The following is a 15895-nucleotide window of genomic DNA, read 5'->3' on the forward strand; positions in this document are numbered from 1 at the left end:
GATATGATGACCGAAACTCTGGCTGCCGCAGACGACTTCTCCGACCGGGACGCCGCAGCGCGCGACATCCTCACTCAGAACGACCGGGGCGGCTATACGGTGCCGACCGACGGCCTCTATCCCTACCAGTGGAACTGGGACAGCGCCTTCGCGAGCCTCGGCTTCGCCGAGTTCGACCTGGACCGGGCCTGGCAGGAGATCGAGACTCTGTTCTCGGGGCAGTGGGACAACGGCATGGTCCCGCATATCATCTTCCACAAGCCCGATCCGGGCTATTTCCCCGGCCCCGACGTCTGGGGCTGCAACGGGCCGATCGCGTCCTCGGGAATCACCCAGCCGCCGGTCGCACTCAGCTTCGCGACGCGGCTTCTGGCGGCTGACCCGGAGGCAGGTGCGGCTCGCTTCGCGGCGCTCTATCCGAAGATGCGCAAATGGGCGGAGTGGTTCCTGAAATGGCGCCGCGACGAGAAGGGCGCGATCTTCGTGATCCATCCGTGGGAGTCGGGCCGTGACAACGCGCCGGACTGGGATGACGCGATGAGCGGGATCGACCCGCAGGACGTGGGTTATTACGAGCGCCGCGACACCCAGCATGTCGACGCCTCGATGCGCCCGACGAAATACGATTACGACCGCTATATCTGGCTGGTGCAGCGCGCCAAGGCGCTCGATTGGGACGATGCGAAAGTCGCCGAGGGCAACCCGTTCAAGGTGGCCGATCCGACGATGCATTTCATCCTGATGCGCGGTCTGCGTGACCTGCTGGCGGCTGGCGAGGCGCAGGATCTCGACACCGGCGACATGGCCGCGCAGCTGGCCGAACTTGAAGCCGGTGCGGACGCGCTGTGGAACCCCGGCATGGGCTATTACGACAGCTACAACTGCAACAACGGCATCTGGTCGAACGCGCTGAGCAACGCTTCCTTCCTGTGCTGGTTCGGCGGGCTCGACGCACCGCATATGGAACAGCATCTGGCCCGCGTGCTCGATGCGGCCCCCTATGGCGTGCCGTCGCTCGCGCCCTTCGATCCGCGGTTCGACGCCAAGCGCTACTGGCGCGGCCCGACCTGGGGGATGATGAACATGATGATCGGCGAGGGCGCCTCGGAACGGGGCGTCGCGCTTGGCGAAGAGGTCCGCAAGCGCACCCGCGAGGTGATCGGGCGCTACGGCTTCGTCGAGTATTTCGACCCGATGACGGGCGCGGCCGCGGGCGGCAAGGCATTTACCTGGACGGCGGCCGTCTGGCTCGCCTGGGCCGGCAAGGAGGGGTGAAATGGGTTCGATCACGCTAAATGGTGTCGAGAAGTGGTTCGGCGACGTCCAGGTCATCAAGGGCATCGACCTCGAGATCAAGGATGGCGAATTCGTCGTCTTCGTGGGGCCCTCGGGCTGCGGCAAGTCCACGCTTCTGCGGATGATCGGCGGGCTTGAGGATACCTCGCGCGGGGCGATCGAGATCGACGGTGCGAATGTGACCGATCAGCCGCCCTCGAAACGCGGCCTCGCGATGGTGTTCCAGTCCTATGCGCTCTACCCGCATATGTCGGTGGCCGAGAATATGGGCTTCTCGCTCAAGATGGCGGGGGCTCCACAAGAGGACTGGCGCGCCAAGGTCGACGAGGCGGCCGATATCCTGAAACTGCAGAGCTTCCTCGACCGGCGACCCAAGGACCTGTCGGGCGGCCAGCGTCAGCGCGTGGCGATCGGGCGCTCGATCGTGCGCGACCCGACGGCGTTCCTCTTCGATGAGCCGCTGTCGAACCTCGATGCGGCGCTGCGCGTGGAGATGCGGCTGGAAATCGCGCGGCTGCACCGCAATCTCCAGCGCACGATGATCTACGTCACCCACGATCAGGTCGAGGCGATGACACTCGCCGACCGGATCGTGGTGCTGGAATACGGTCGTATCGCGCAGGTCGGCACGCCGCGCGAGCTTTACGAGAAGCCCGCGAACCTTTTCGTGGCGCAATTCATCGGCAGCCCGAAGATGAACGTGATGCCCTGCGCGGTCTCGGGCGGCAGCTATAGTCTCGACGGCGGGCGCGGCGGGGCCTGTCCCGCACCGCAAGCCACGCAGCTTGGCACCCGGCCCGAACACATCTTGCTGGTGGCCGAAGGCGAGGGGCAATGCGACGGGCGCGTCGATGTGGTGGAATTCCTCGGCGCCGACACGTTCATCCTGTTCGATTGCGGGCCCTTGGGCGCGGTGAACGTGCGCGTCGCGGGCGATACCGATCTGCGTCCGGGCGATGTCTCGGGGCTGAGCTTCGAGCCGGATCGCACGGTATTCTTCGACGCGGACGGCATGGCGGTCTGATCCCGAGCGCCCGGGCGAGCGGCCCGGGCAACGCGGAAAATTGCGCGGGCAGGGGGCGAGGCGACGTCGTCTCGTGCAGGGGCGTCAGTGCGTCAATTCACGCAACGGAGGCGCGCCCAGCGGCTTCGCGCGGACATGCTCAAAAATTGTCGGTTCGGTATCCCTGGGGTGCCGGATCTATTTACGGTTCTGTCGCCGCTCAAGTGTCTCCTTTTACAAAATTTCCTTCAGTTATCATTGGGTTCCATGGTGCTTTTCTCAAATTAATGTGACCGGCGAGCGATTGCCGACCGCAACTGTGGACGCTACCGTCCGCGGCAATCGTCGAGAGGGCGCATTCGCGTGCACTGCGCAACCTGAAGATCGACGATGGGCCTAGACGCTCCCCCGGGTGGAATCACGCCCGCGCGGGGAGGTCGGACGGTCTCATCACGCGCAAGGCGAATGCGGTCCCGACACGATCGCAGACAATCCAACGGATGAGAGGAAAACACATGCGGAAGACGACACTTCTCGCGGTCGCCGGTGCGACCGCTATGGTCACCGGCTTTGCGGCACAGACGGGCACCGCCCGTGCCGCCGAGCAATGCGGTGACATCTCGATCGCCCAGATGAACTGGGCCGCTGCCGAAGTCACCACGAACATCGCGAAGTTCATGCTGGACCAAGGCTACGGCTGTAACACCAGCCTGGTCAAATCCGACACGATTCCCGCGATCACCTCGATCGCCGAAAACGGCCGCCCCGACGTCGTCACCAACCTGTGGCTGAACTCGGCTGGCGACGCGTACAAGAAGCTCGAGAGCGAAGGCAAGATCAAGCGCGTCGCCAAGACGCTCCAGCCGGGTGGCGTCGAAGGCTGGTGGATCCCCACCTACCTCGCCAAGGAGCACCCCGAGCTGAAGACCATCGAGGGCGTGATGGCGCATCCCGACTGGGTCGGCGGTACGTTCAACAACTGCCCCGACGGCTGGGGCTGCCGCGTCGTGAGCGACAACCTGATCAAGGCGCTCGACCTCAAGAGCTCGGGCATCGAGGTGTTCAACCACGGCTCCGGCCAGACGCTCGCCTCGTCGATCGGTTCGGCCTTCGCCGACAAGAAGCCGTGGTTCGGCTATTACTGGGGCCCGACCGTGGTCATGGGCAACTACGACATGACCCGCGTGAAGCTTGGCGACTACGACAAGGCCAAGTTCGACAACCTCCAGAACAAGGACGCGTCGAACCCGCAGGTTTCGGACTTCCCGGCAGCGCCGGTGCTGACCTCGGTGACGAGCGACTTCGCGAAGACCCACCCGGCCGAGACCGAGTTCTTCTCGAAGATGAGCTTCAAGACCGACACCATGTCGAAGCTGCTCGCCTGGCAGGACGAGAACAAAGCCTCGGGTGAAGAGACGGCTGTCTACTTCATCAAGAACTACCAGGACACCTGGAAGAACTGGCTCGATGCCGATGCCCAGAAGAAGCTTTCGAAGCTGATCGGCGGATGATCGTGACGCGCGCCTGACGCGCAACACATGGACGGGGCCGGGACAGGCCCCGTCCTTTTTCGATCAATCACGCAACAATATGGGACGGGTCTCGCTGAGCGACCCGGAAAACCAATGGCAGCTTACGAGAATTTCTTCAACGCGGTGGGGCTGAAGGACTGGTGTTCGGCTGGTGGCGACGGTGGCGGCGGCATGACGTCGATGGCCGACCTGATCGCGCAGACCGACGGCACCACGACGCAGGGCCCCAGCCTCTGGAACTGGCCCTTCCCCTCGCTCGACGCACTCAACAAGGCCTGCGGGGCGATCCCGCCCTCGCGCGATGTGACGCAAGGCCTCGAGGACGGGTTCCTCGCGATCCGTGGCGGGCTGCGCGCCGTCGTGGACCCGCTGACCCAGCCGCTGAGCTGGGCCCTGCGCGACATGCTCTGGATCATGACCAACACGCCGTGGTGGCTGATGGTGCCGATCCTGATGCTGATCACCTGGCTCGTGACGCGCTCCTGGAGACTGGTGGTCTTCGTGCTGGTCTCGATCGCCTTCCTCGCCTTCATCAATCACTATGAGGCGGCCATGCAGACGCTGGCGATCATCTTCGTCTGTGCCTTCATATGCGTCCTCTTCGGGGTGCCCATAGGCATTGCGATGTCGCGGAGCGACCGGCTCCAGCGCACCGTTATCCCGATCCTCGACATGCTGCAGACGCTGCCGCCCTTCGTCTACCTGATCCCGCTGATCTTCCTGTTCTCGGTCACCGAGCCGAAGCTCTACGGCATCGCGATCATCCTCTATGCGATCGTGCCCGTGGTGCGCCTGACCGATCTCGGCATCCGTCTGGTCGATCCCGACGTGATCGAGGCGGCCGACGCCTTCGGCATGACCAAGCGCCAGAAGCTGTTCGGGGTGCAGATCCCGCTCGCGCTGCCCAACATCATGGCCGGCGTGAACCAGACGATCATGATGAGCCTCGCCATGGTGGTGATCGCTTCGCTCGTCTCGGCCCCGGGTCTCGGCGTGCTCGTGCTGCGCGGCATCCGGTCGCTCGAACTGGGCACGGGTCTCGTGGCTGGTTTCGGGATCGTGATCATCGCGATCCTGCTCGACCGCGTGACGAAAGCTTCGCTCGCCCGGATCGACACCAGCAAGAGCCGGAAGTGAGGAGACAGACATGACGAAAGAAATCAAAGTCTCGATCCGACACCTCTACAAGATCTTCGGGTCGGATCCGCAAGCGGCGCTCGAAGACGTCAAAGCGGGCATGGGTAAGCCGGAACTGCTCGAGAAGCGCAACCACGTGCTCGGGCTCAACGACATCAACGTGGACATGAAAGAGGGTGAGATCACCGTCATCATGGGGCTTTCGGGCTCGGGTAAATCCACGCTGATCCGGCACCTCAACCGGCTTATCGAGCCCACCGCCGGCGAAGTGATCGTCAATGGCGAGAACATCCTCGACTATAACGAGGCGCAGCTGCGCAAGCTTCGGCGCGAGCGGATGTCGATGGTGTTCCAGAAATTCGCCCTTCTGCCGCACCGCACGGTGGCGGAGAACACGGCGATGGCGCTGGCCACCCGCGGCTTCCCGGCTTCCGACTATGTCTCCGAGGCCGAGAAATGGCTCGACCGCGTCGGGCTCGGCGGCTACGGCGATCACCACCCGCACCAGCTCTCGGGCGGGATGCAGCAGCGTGTGGGCATCGCCCGGGCGCTGGCGTCGAACTCGGACATCATGCTGATGGACGAAGCCTTCTCGGCGCTCGATCCGCTGATCCGGACCGACATGCAGGATCTGCTGCTCGAGCTTCAGGCCGAGCTGCACAAGACCATCATCTTCATCACTCACGATCTGGACGAAGCGCTCAAGCTCGCCGATCACCTGGTGATCCTGAATGACGGTCGGGTGGTCCAGCAGGGCGAGCCGCAGGAGATCCTGCTCAACCCGGCGGATCCCTACATCGAGGACTTCGTGGCCGACATCAACCGCGCCCGCGTGCTGCGCGTGCGCTCGGTGATGGAGCGCGGCGCGCCGGAAGGCGAAATGTCGGGCGATATCGACGGCAACGACAACCTCGAGAGCGTCATCGCCAAGGCCGAAGGGGCGCTCGACCGCCGCTACCGCGTGATGATGAGGGGCGAGCCGGTGGGCAGCCTCACGATGCCCTCGATCATGCGCGCGCTGGTGCCCGCGCAGTCCTCGGGCGAGACCGCCAAGAGGTAAGAAGAAAGGGATCCGCCCCTGATTGGGGCGGGTCCGACCCGCCGCGCGACAGGCGCGGGCTTTTCCCGAATATCAGCTTGTGCTGCCGTGGAAGCGGGGCGCGCGCCGGCCCGTGGGGTGGCGCATCGAGAGGGCAGCGCCCGACCTCGGGTGGGCGCATGTCCCCGACCTTGGTGGTCTACGCTTTATCCCGCCGCACCCTTCCGACATTCATCCGCGCGCAGGTGGCGCAAAAGCGCCCTCCCGGGGGGAGGGCGGGCGCTGCCCGGGGTGCTGGTCGCACCCCGGGCCAGCCCTTAGCTGCGCACGACGTAGACCGAGCACTCCGCATGGGTCACGACATGAGACGCCGTGGTGCCCAGAAGGTAGTCCTGCACCTTCGGGTTGGCCGCTTCCATCACGATCAGGTCCACCTTGCGCTCATCCGCCAGCTTGACGATCTGGCGATGCACCGCGCCCTTGCGCACGACCATCTCGACCTCGGTCACCCCGCTGGCGGGATTGTCGTTGAGGAACTTGCGCAGCTGCTGACCCCAGTAGGTATCCGAGTTGTAGATGTTGAGGTTACGCTCGATCTCGGGCGCGATCGTCGCCACGATCAGCTTCGCACGGCGCCGCCGCGCCATCTCGACGGCTTCCATATAGGCATGATGCTCGACCTGTGCGTGGCGCAGGTTGATCGGGCAGAGGATGAGCTTTGTCTGGCGTGCCATGATGGCCTCCGGGGAAAATTCGAGGCGGAGAATGAACCGCGTGGCAACCGGGCGCAAACCCGGATTGAAGGTGCCCCGCGCCTACGACGATTTTTCGCCCTCCAATCGAGCACATACGTCGCTCCAATGCCCCGATGCGACATCGATGAGCGCGTATTCCCGCAGCGCATAGCACGGCTCAGGCGCGGCTCGCTCGGGGGCAGATCGGTTTTGCAGACCCGCGCGCCGTCCACCGCATCCCGCGCCGGATGATCCCGGTCATCTGATCGACCCGAAGGTCGTCGAGCTTGTGGCCGATCGAGCAATAGAAGATGCGGCGGGCTGATCGTTCAAGACGGTGTGGCCGAGGATGATGTGGGGTGTTCACGCGTGGCGAAGGGCTTTTGCTCTGTTCCGATAACCGATTGGTAGGAACAGATTAGATTTTCCGCACTGGGTGATGGCGGAGACGAAGGGATTCGAACCCTCGAGACCCTTCCGGGCCTACTCCCTTAGCAGGGGAGCGCCTTCGACCACTCGGCCACGTCTCCGCGGACCCGTATAGGGATCGTCTCGGGGGGAGACAAGCGGTTTTTCGGCGGAATTTCGGGTGGTTTGCGATTTCCCTCCCGTGGGGCGGAGATGGCGCAGGCGAGGGCGCGGGTCGGCGTGGGGCAGGGGCGCCGGGTGCAATGAAAAACGCGCGCGAGATGTCTCGCGCGCGTTTCGTTTTCAAGGGGTTTCGCTTGGCTTAGCGGGTGGTCTCGCCGCGCCGGCGCACCACCACGTCGACCGTGATCGAAGCAAGCAGCACCGCCGCCGTCGCCATCAGCTGCACCGCCGCCGGCAGACCCAGAAGCGCCATGCCGTTGACGATGGCTGCGATCACGACACCACCAAGGATCGCGTGGATCGGATGGCCGCGCCCGCCGAAGAGGGACGTGCCGCCGATCACCGCGGTCGCGACGACATAGAGCACGATCGTGCCGCCGTCGAAGCTGGTGGAGATCGAGCGCAGGCGCGAGGCGTAGATGATGCCGCCCAGACCCGCCGTCGTCGCGGCCAGCGTGAAAGCTGCGGTCCGGATCAGGCGCAGGTTGATACCTGCCCGGCGCGCGGCTTCTGCATTGCCGCCGATCGCGAGGACGTAGCGGCCGAATTTCAGCCGTCCCAGCAGGAAGGACCATGCCAGCAGTACCGCGAAGACGATCGGGATCACCCACGGCATCCCCGAGAGCGGAAAGCGCGCGACGCCGCGGTTCATGTTGGAGATCGTCACCAGCACGATGCCCGCGATTACGGCCGCGGCGATCTTCGCGATGGTGAGACCCATCGGCGGAGCGACGAGGCCGCTTTGGCGGCGTTTCGCATCCTTGCTGAAGGTCATGATCGCGAAGACCAGAACCACCGCTCCGGTCATCAGCCAGCCCATCAGCGGGCTCAGCGTGCCATTGGCGAAATTGTTGATCGTGTCACTCGCGACTGGAATTGTTCCCCCGGCGCCCAGCAGTTGGATCATCAGACCGTTGAAGCCCAGAAGGCCCGCCAGCGTCACCACGAAAGAGGGCAGTTTGAGCCGCGTGATCAGCGAGCCCTGGAAGATGCCCAGTACCGCCGGAACGGCCAGGCCTGCCACGACCGCCGCCCACCAGGGCCAGTCGGTACCCGGCGCGACCAGCAACGTCGCAACCGTGGCCCCGATCCCGGCCACGAAGCCGAGCGACAGATCGATCTCGCCCAGCAAGAGGACAAAGACCTGTCCCATCCCGATCATCATGAAGACCGAGCCCTGAACGAGCAGGTTCACGACGTTTCCCGGCGAGAGGAATTTCGGGTTCTGCAACTGGAAGATCAGCGAGATCAGCACGAAGCCCAGAAGCACCGGCAGCACGCCGCTTTCGCCCGCCTTGATCTTCGCCCATGTGCGCGAGAGGTAGCTCGAGAAGCTCTGATCCTCGGTCGTGGCGCCCACCACGGCGGAGGGGCCGCTTTCGCCCGACGCCTCGCGTTGCGCCGCGACATCCTTGGCGTTCTCTGCCGCGATCGAGGCGGCGGCGCGCATCGCACCGGCTTCGACCACGTGGTCGGATTTGCCCGTGGTCATCAGCTCGACCACGCGCTGCGTGTCGTATTCCTCGATCGGGCCCTGGCTGACCATCTCGCCCAGACGCAGGATCGCGAGCCGGTCGGAGACCGCGAAGACGTCGTTGAGATTGTGCGAGATCATCACCACCGCAAGGCCCTGATCGGCGAGGCGGCGCACGAGTTGCAGCACCTGACCGGTCTGGGCCACGCCAAGCGCCGCCGTGGGCTCGTCGAGGATCACCAGTTTGGAATTCCACATCACGGCCTTGGCGACCGCGATCGATTGCCGCTGACCGCCCGAGAGCGCCGAGACCGGCGCGCGGATCGAGCGCAGCGTGGTCACGCGCAGCCCTTGCAGCGTCTCTGCCGCAGCGCGCTCCATCGCGTCCTCGTCGAGCATCCCGTTGGTCAGGATCTCGCGGCCGAGGAACATGTTCTGCACGACGTCGAGATTGTCGCACAGCGCAAGATCCTGATAGACGACCTCGATGCCCAGCTCCGCACTGTCACGCGGCGAGCGGACGCGGACCTCGTTGCCTTCCCATTCGATCACGCCGCCATCGGCTTCATGGATGCCAGCGATGGTTTTCGTCAGCACGGATTTCCCCGCGCCATTGTCACCGACCAGTGCCGTTACCTCGCCGGGGCGGACGTCGAAATCGACCCCGCTGAGCGCCTGCACTGCACCGAAGCTCTTTTCGAGACCCCGAATACGGAGGATCGCGTCGCGATCCTCCGTCAGGGACCCGGTACCGTTACCCGTGTCCATCATTGGCTATCAGTTCCCGATGCCAGCGGCCTTGCACGCATCGGCTGCGTCGCCCGCACAAAGCTTGGAGGTGTCGACGAAGCCATCTTTCACGACGGTGTCGGCCATGTTCTCCGGGGTGACCCAGATCGGCTTGAGCAGGATCGAGGGCACGTCCATGCCGCCCTGGCTGTCATTGACCTTGCCGTTGACGAGACCGTCGGGCGGGGTGTCGCCAGCACGCATGTAGAGCGCGAGCGCCGCTGCCGCCTGAGCTTCCAGATAGATCGGCTTGTAGACGGTGCCGCACTGGTAGCCGGTGAGCACGTTCTGCAGGCCGGTGACCGTCGCGTCCTGACCGGTGGTCGGGAAGGCTTTCGGCGGCACTTTCAGCGTCTTGAGATAGGAGATGACCGCGTTGGCGTTGTCGTCATTCGGGGTGACGACGGCGTTCATGTCCTGATGCGCGGTGAACTGCTGCTCGAAGGTGGTCCGTGCGACCGACGGGTCCCAGGTGCCAGCGGGCTCGCCCGCATTGGTGTAGCTGCCATCGTCGAATTTCGGCTTCAGCACGCTCATGTAGCCCTGCTTGAACAGGGTGGCGTTGTTGTCATCGGGCGAGCCCGCCATCACGAGGATGTTCGGCTTCTCGATGTTCCAGTCGCTGAGGCACTGTTCCATGCCCTTGCCGATCAGTTCGCCGACATATTCGTTGTCGAAGCTGATATAGTAGTCGCGCGAGCCGCCAAGCGTGATCCGGTCATAGTCGATGACCGCGACGCCGTGCTCTTTCGCGTATTTCTCGACAGCCGCACCGCCGCCCGAGGAGATCGGATCGATCAGCAGAACCGTCGCGCCTTGGCTGATGTCGGTTTGCGCCTGCGTGAGCTGATCAGCTTCTGAACCTTGCGCGTTGGTGATGATCAGATCGTCCGAGGACAGGCCTGCTGCCTTGAAGGCTTTCTTCAGGTAGGGCTCGTCGAACGAGGTGTAGCGGGCCGAGCTTGCTGTGTCGGGCAGCAGCACGCCCACTTTGCCTTTGCCTTTGGCGGCGATGTCCTTGAGCTGACCCATGGCCGAGAAATCAGCGCCGAAGCTGTCGGCGGTGACGCCTTGAGCCTGCGCGGCACCTGCAATCAGGCCAAGCGCGAGAACGCTGGTTCCAGCGAGACGCGCGGCGGTTCCGCACGTCGAGCGACGAATGTCTTTCATTATAATCCTCCTAAGGCCGGATGGGTTCCTCCCGTGGGGTGGCATCGCCTTGCCCCAGCGCGCCGCCTGTGCCGGTTACGGACAGGACAGCGCCGGGACGCGCATCCGGTACGCGTCCCGTTAGCGCAATCATGGCTTGAAATGTTGCTCTGAACAGGGGGGTGGCGAACACAAAACACTCACGAAACTGCGAGGGCGTGGCGTTCCGGGGCAACTCAGAAGAGTAGGGGGAACCGGCGGCTGACTTCGCGCACCGATGTGGCACCCGGAGTGGTTGACACCTGCGCGCGCCGCTGTATAAGCCCGCCATTCCGGTGACGCGAGTTGCCGGGATTATTCATTGGTGTTGGTGGACCTCGCAAGAGGAAACCTGTCGCCGGTCGCCGCGAGGCCCGGAGGAGGACAACGCCCTTCGAAACTATAGAGAAGGAGACCAGCCGTGACCAAACGCACGTCTGCCAAGTACAAAATCGACCGCCGCATGGGCGAGAACATCTGGGGCCGCGCCAAGTCGCCCGTCAACCGTCGTGAATACGGCCCCGGCCAGCACGGTCAGCGCCGCAAGGGCAAACTGTCCGACTTCGGTATCCAGCTCCGCGCCAAGCAGAAGCTGAAGGGCCATTACGGCGACCTGACCGAGAAGCAGTTCCGCCGCATCTACGCCGAAGCCGAGCGTGTGAAGGGCGACACCGGTGAAAACCTGATCGGTCTGCTCGAGCGCCGCCTCGACGCGCTGGTCTACCGCGCCAAGTTCGTCCCGACCGTCTTCGCAGCGCGCCAGTTCGTGAACCACGGCCACGTGCTCGTGAACGGCAAGAAAGTGAACATCCCCTCCTACCGCCTGAAAGAAGGCGACGTGGTGGAAGTCCGCGAGAAGTCCAAGCAGATGGCTCTGGTTCTCGAAGCCGTTCAGTCGCCCGAGCGTGACGTTCCGGATTACCTCGAAGTCGACCACAACAAACTGACCGCGAAATTCGTGCGCACCCCGGCTCTGTCCGACGTGCCCTTCGCGGTTCAGATGGAACCGAACCTCGTGGTCGAATTCTACGCGAAGAACTGATCTCTCAGTCTTCGCCGATCATTCGGAAAGGCCGTGCCCTCGGGGCGCGGCCTTTTTCTTTTGGGCTGCGCCTTTGCCCGGAACAGCCGCGCAGCGGCCCGGGCAGCGCCCGACCGCCCCCTCGGGCGGGCGCTTTTTGGCCTCATCGCGCGCGGCGAGGTTGTGCGGATGTGGAGAGATAAAGGGGCGACCTCTGAATGAAGCGCGCCCACCCGGCGGTCGGGCGCTGCCCTGCGGCACCCTTGGGCAATGCATCTCTCATAGACGTGCTATGACATCCGTTGCATCCCTGCCGCGTCTGCTATGCGGGTGATCTTCTCACTAGCCCTGTCGCGCCATGGCGGATAGAACTCGGGCCACGATTCAGGAGTGCACAATGACCACGCATATTCGCCCCCAGCCCGGTATTATGGACATCGAGCTCTATCAGGGCGGCGCCTCCCATGTGGCGGGGCGCACCGATGCCGTCAAGCTCAGCTCGAACGAGAACCCGTTCGGCCCCTCTGACAAGGCCAAGGACGCGTTCGCGAAATGCGCCCATTCGATGCATCGCTACCCCCCGACCGACCATGCCAAGCTGCGCACGGCGATCGGCGAGGTGCATAAGCTCGACCCCGACCGGATCATCTGCGGCGTGGGCTCGGACGAGATCATCCACTTCCTGTGCCAGGCCTATGTCGGCGCGCGCGACGAGGTGGTGTTCACCGAGCACGGCTTCCTGATGTATCGCATCTCGACCATGGCCGCGGGCGGCACCCCGATCGAGGTCAAGGAGCGCGACCGCACGACCGATGTCGATGCGATCCTGAGCGCCTGCACCAAGAAGACCAAGCTCGTCTTCCTCGCCAATCCGAACAACCCGACCGGCACGATGATCCAGCTGGCGGAACTGGAGCGGCTGGCGGCGGGGCTGCCGAAAGGCGCGCTGCTGGTGATCGATGCAGCCTATGCGGAATATGTCGAAGGCTATGACGGCGGGGCGGAGCTGGCGACGCGCCTGCCCAATGTCTTCATGACGCGGACCTTCTCGAAGATCTACGGACTCGGCGGGTTGCGCGTCGGCTGGGGCTACGGCTCGCGCGAAGTGATCGACGTGCTCAACCGCATCCGTGGGCCGTTCAACCTCTCGACCGCGCAGCAGGAGACCGCAGAGGCCGCCGTGCGCGATCAGGACTGGGTCAACAAATGCCGCGATGACAACACCCGTCTGCGCGCGTGGCTGGCAGAGGCTCTGGCGGAAAAAGGCGTTCCGTCAGATACTTCCACGGCGAACTTCATCCTCGCGCGGCTGGCCTCCGAGCAGGAGGCCGCCGATTGCGATACCTATCTGAAATCCGAAGGGATCATCGTGCGCCGGGTCGCGGGCTATAACCTGCCCAACTGCCTGCGCATCACCGTGGGCGACGAGCCTTCGTGCCGCCGCGTGGCGCATCTGATCGGCGTCTTCAAGGCTGGCGGAATCGAGGTGCCCAGATGAGCCAACTCTACCAGCGGGTCGCGCTGATCGGGCTCGGCCTGATCGCCTCGTCGATGGCTCATGCTATGCGCGAGAAGGGCCTGGCGGGCGAGATCGTCGGTCACGCGCGCTCTGCCGAGACGCGCGACACTGCGCTGGAGATCGGGCTGGTCGATGCCGTCTATGAGACCGCTGCCGAGGCTGTCGCGGGCGCGGATCTGGTTGTGCTCTGTGTGCCGGTCGGCGCGATGGCGAAGATCGCCGAAGAGATTGCTCCGCATCTGGCCCCGGGGGCTACGATCACCGATGTCGGCTCGGTCAAGCGCGCGGTGATCGACGCGGTCGGCCCGCATGTGCCCGAGGGCGTGCATTTCATTCCCGGCCACCCGCTGGCAGGGACGGAGCAGTCTGGCCCGCGCTCGGGCTTTGCGACGCTGTTTGCCAATCGCTGGTGGCTGTTCACGCCGATCGAGGGCACGGACCCCGAGGCGCTGACCCGGCTGAAATCGCTGGTCGAGGCGATGGGCGCGAATACCGACGAGATGGCGCCCGATCACCACGATCTCGTGCTCTCGGTCGTGTCGCACACGCCGCACCTGATCGCCTATACGATGGTTGGCGTGGCGGATCATCTTCGTCGTGTAACCCACGAAGAAGTCATCAAATACTCCGCTACGGGTTTCCGCGATTTTACCCGGATCGCGGCCTCGGACCCGACGATGTGGCGCGACGTCTTCCTGACCAACAAGGAAGCCACGCTCGATATTCTCGGCCGCTTCACCGAGGAGCTGTTCATGCTGCAACGCGCGATCCGCATGGGCGATGGCGACATGCTGCACGACTATTTCACGCGCACCCGCGCGATCCGCCGCGGCATCATCGAGGCCGGGCAGGATACGGATGCGCCCGATTTCGGTCGCGGTGCGCCGAAGAAAGACGCATGAGAGTAGCGGCGCTGATCGCACTTGCGGCAGTGGTGGCGCTTGGCTCTTGCGGGCGCGGTGAAGATCGGCGCTCGGCGCGCTATTCCTCGTCGGGCGAGCTTTGCGGCATTGCGGGGCTGGAAGGCGCGCATATCGCGCCGATCGACGGGCCGGGGCGCTGCGGCATCGCCGATCCGGTTCAGATCACCTCCGTCTCCGGTATCCGTCTGACCTCGCCGGTGCGTGTGAATTGCTCGGCGGCGAAATCCTTCAAGCGCTGGGTGGATCGCGGGATCAAACCGGCGGTGGGGCGGCGCGGCGGCGGGATCGAGGCGATCCGCATCGCAGCCTCCTATTCCTGCCGGAGCCGCAATTCGCAACCCGGCGCGAAGCTTTCCGAACATGCCAAGGGCAACGCGATCGACGTCTCGGGCGTGGTCCTGCGCAACGGCAAGACGCTGACCGTGCTGAAGGATTGGCGCAAGGGCCGGGTGATTAAGCGGATGCACAAATCGGCCTGCGGTCCGTTCGGCACCGTGTTGGGGCCGAAATCGGATCGCTTCCATCAGGACCACATCCACGTGGACGTGGCCAGCTACCGCGGCGGGGCTTACTGCCGTTAACCTTTATTGACGCTGGGCGATCAGTTGCGGTGCGGGGCCGAGCGGCACCGGGCCGAGGTTCATCTGCCCGTCCTTGAAGACAAGCGGCACTTCCAGCGCGCCGTCGGGGTTCTTCGCGGCCAGCATCGCGCCGATCCCGGTTACGAGCTTCATCTGGTCCTTGCCGATCAGCCCCATGCTTTGCGCGATGCCGACCCAGTTGCGCCACGAGGCGGAGCGGATCGTCAGCGTGCCGTCGGGATAGCCAGAGGGATCGACGGTCAGGTTCCCCTCGACCGAGACGTCGTTGCCGCCCCAGCTCAGCGACAAATCTGTAACCGAGAACGTCATCAGCCCCGGCATGCCTGCCTCCAGCGCGGTCTGGTCGATCGGTTCGCGCGTGCCGATCAGCGCGTCGAAATGAACGCGCGCGATGGTGTCGGACAGCTTGCCCTTCGGATCGATCCGCTCCAGCAGATCGGCGGGGAGTTTCAGCGACTTCGCCTCCGCGCCCAGACGATAGGCGGCGGCGGGCATCACCAGATCGGCGGCTTGCGCCGAGCCGCCGAGCGCGCCCTGCGCCTTGTCCTTGCGCTCGATCGCGAGGCGCAGTTGATCGGCTGAAAGCGCGGGGGGCGTCTCGCCGGCGGGCGTCAGCACCGGCGCGGAGATCACGGCAATCGCCCGCTCCAGCGGCAGAGCGGTCGAATAGCCCACCGTCAGCGAGGCGCGCATGTCCTCCTGCGTCAGCTTGTAGCTTTGATCGCCCAGTTGCAGCGACTGGCCCGAGGGCAGATAGGCGATCACTTTATTGGGTTCGTATCCCAGAGCGAAGAGCTGCGCGAAGGGCGCGCTCCAGTGCCACAGGCCGCCCTGATCCTTCAGCTCGGGCTTGTCGAAGGTCAGATCGAAGCGCGAGGGGAAGCCCGCCAGCGAGACCGATTGCGCGTCGCCCCAGCCTTCCTGCCGGGCCTGCGCGAGCATGTCGCGCGCGCCGTTTTCGATCTTATGCGCGCCGTAAAACCAGTAGCCGCAATAGGCCAGCGTCGCGACCAGCACCAGAATGATCAGTTTGCGCATCTTCGCCTC

Annotated in this window: 13 protein-coding genes and 1 tRNA gene; 9 read left to right on the forward strand and 5 right to left on the reverse strand. The window is 64.6% G+C overall.

Translation table 11 applies throughout. The features are described 5' to 3' along the window. The first annotated feature begins 6 nt into the window (after positions 1-6). The 5 genes from BMI85_RS10080 (at position 7) to BMI85_RS10100 (ending at position 6028) form a co-directional block, all read left to right on the forward strand. Entirely contained in the window at positions 7-1275 is a 1269-nt protein-coding gene (locus tag BMI85_RS10080) for a hypothetical protein (RefSeq protein ID WP_078601560.1), read from the forward strand. 1 nt (position 1276) lies between these two features. Beyond that, positions 1277-2320 carry an ABC transporter ATP-binding protein gene (locus tag BMI85_RS10085; RefSeq protein ID WP_078601218.1) on the forward strand — a complete coding sequence of 348 codons (1044 nt, stop codon included), beginning with the start codon at positions 1277-1279 and terminating at the stop codon, positions 2318-2320. Between the two features lie 494 nt (positions 2321-2814). Continuing rightward, positions 2815-3810 carry an ABC transporter substrate-binding protein gene (locus BMI85_RS10090; protein ID WP_078540494.1) on the forward strand — a complete coding sequence of 332 codons (996 nt, stop codon included), beginning with the start codon at positions 2815-2817 and terminating at the stop codon, positions 3808-3810. Between the two features lie 114 nt (positions 3811-3924). Next, positions 3925-4968: an ABC transporter permease subunit gene (locus BMI85_RS10095; RefSeq protein WP_078540496.1), complete on the forward strand. Its 1044-nt coding sequence runs from the start codon at positions 3925-3927 to the stop codon at positions 4966-4968. A gap of 10 nt (positions 4969-4978) precedes the next feature. Then, on the forward strand, positions 4979-6028 hold the full coding sequence (locus tag BMI85_RS10100; protein WP_078540498.1) for a betaine/proline/choline family ABC transporter ATP-binding protein: 1050 nt from the start codon (positions 4979-4981) through the stop codon (positions 6026-6028). Positions 6029-6324: 296 nt separating this feature from the next. On the opposite strand, the gene BMI85_RS10105 is transcribed toward BMI85_RS10100, so the two are convergent. The 4 genes from BMI85_RS10105 to BMI85_RS10125 form a co-directional block, all read right to left on the reverse strand. Next, a complete protein-coding gene (locus tag BMI85_RS10105; RefSeq protein WP_078520990.1) occupies positions 6325-6741 on the reverse strand; it encodes a universal stress protein in 417 nt (138 codons plus the stop codon). A 440-nt stretch (positions 6742-7181) separates the two neighbouring features. Next, positions 7182-7271 (reverse strand) — tRNA-Ser (locus BMI85_RS10115). 200 nt (positions 7272-7471) lie between these two features. Further along, the gene (locus tag BMI85_RS10120) at positions 7472-9577 is read right to left on the reverse strand and encodes an ATP-binding cassette domain-containing protein (RefSeq protein ID WP_078601220.1); all 2106 of its coding nucleotides are present in this window, start codon (positions 9575-9577) and stop codon (positions 7472-7474) included. Positions 9578-9583: 6 nt separating this feature from the next. Beyond that, on the reverse strand, positions 9584-10765 hold the full coding sequence (locus tag BMI85_RS10125; protein WP_078601221.1) for a substrate-binding domain-containing protein: 1182 nt from the start codon (positions 10763-10765) through the stop codon (positions 9584-9586). A gap of 439 nt (positions 10766-11204) precedes the next feature. Between BMI85_RS10125 and rpsD the strand changes: the two genes are divergently transcribed. The 4 genes from rpsD to BMI85_RS10145 all read left to right on the forward strand — a co-directional run bounded on the left by rpsD (position 11205) and on the right by BMI85_RS10145 (position 14827). Next, positions 11205-11825: a 30S ribosomal protein S4 gene (gene rpsD, locus BMI85_RS10130; RefSeq protein ID WP_078540514.1), complete on the forward strand. Its 621-nt coding sequence runs from the start codon at positions 11205-11207 to the stop codon at positions 11823-11825. 376 nt (positions 11826-12201) lie between these two features. Next, the gene (gene hisC / locus BMI85_RS10135) at positions 12202-13302 is read left to right on the forward strand and encodes a histidinol-phosphate transaminase (RefSeq protein WP_078520975.1); all 1101 of its coding nucleotides are present in this window, start codon (positions 12202-12204) and stop codon (positions 13300-13302) included. After that, positions 13299-14225, forward strand: a complete 927-nt coding sequence (locus tag BMI85_RS10140) for a prephenate/arogenate dehydrogenase family protein (protein ID WP_078520974.1) — start codon at positions 13299-13301, stop codon at positions 14223-14225. The genes hisC and BMI85_RS10140 overlap by 4 nt, the downstream gene beginning before the upstream one ends. Continuing rightward, a complete protein-coding gene (locus BMI85_RS10145) occupies positions 14222-14827 on the forward strand; it encodes an extensin family protein (protein ID WP_143595051.1) in 606 nt (201 codons plus the stop codon). The genes BMI85_RS10140 and BMI85_RS10145 overlap by 4 nt, the downstream gene beginning before the upstream one ends. A gap of 3 nt (positions 14828-14830) precedes the next feature. On the opposite strand, the gene BMI85_RS10150 is transcribed toward BMI85_RS10145, so the two are convergent. After that, the gene (locus BMI85_RS10150) at positions 14831-15886 is read right to left on the reverse strand and encodes a DUF2125 domain-containing protein (protein ID WP_078601222.1); all 1056 of its coding nucleotides are present in this window, start codon (positions 15884-15886) and stop codon (positions 14831-14833) included. Between the last annotated feature and the right edge of the window lie 9 nt (positions 15887-15895).

This window comes from Thioclava sp. DLFJ4-1 (genome assembly GCF_002020145.1).
Classification (GTDB): domain Bacteria; phylum Pseudomonadota; class Alphaproteobacteria; order Rhodobacterales; family Rhodobacteraceae; genus Thioclava; species Thioclava sediminum.